Consider the following 438-nt stretch of genomic DNA (forward strand, 5'->3'; position numbering starts at 1 on the left):
ATATTAAAGGCACTATTTTGAGCTTTAATAAAGCCGCAGAAACAATTTTTGGCTGGCAAGATAATGAGATCATTGGCCAGAATGTAAAAATATTAATGGCTGATGATATTGCTAATCAACACGATGCTTTTTTAAAAAATACAACAAACCATGAGGTAAAACGTGTTATTGGTGTTAATCGCGATGTGTGGGCAAAACATAAAAATGGTCATCAATTTCCAATTCGCTTGGGGATTGGTGAAGTAAAGCAATTACAAACTGAAACATTGTTTGTGGGCTTTATTACCGATTTAACTGAGCAAAGAGCGTTACAACAAAGCGTAATTGAAAAAGAACGACAATATCGTACCTTAATGAACAATATGCCCGGCGTTGTATTTCGCTGCTTGTTAGATGAACACTGGAGTATGTTGTTTATCAGCCCTAGCGTCTATGAAC

General features: G+C 36.1%; 1 protein-coding gene. It reads left to right on the plus strand.

Translation table 11 applies throughout. From position 1 onward, the window contains the following. The coding region (locus PSH48_RS21000; RefSeq protein ID WP_337946974.1) for a PAS domain-containing protein at window positions 1-438 on the plus strand (438 nt) is incomplete at both ends.

The organism is Pseudoalteromonas sp. Angola-4, from assembly GCF_028599265.1.
In the GTDB taxonomy this organism is placed as follows: Bacteria; Pseudomonadota; Gammaproteobacteria; order Enterobacterales; family Alteromonadaceae; genus Pseudoalteromonas; species Pseudoalteromonas atlantica.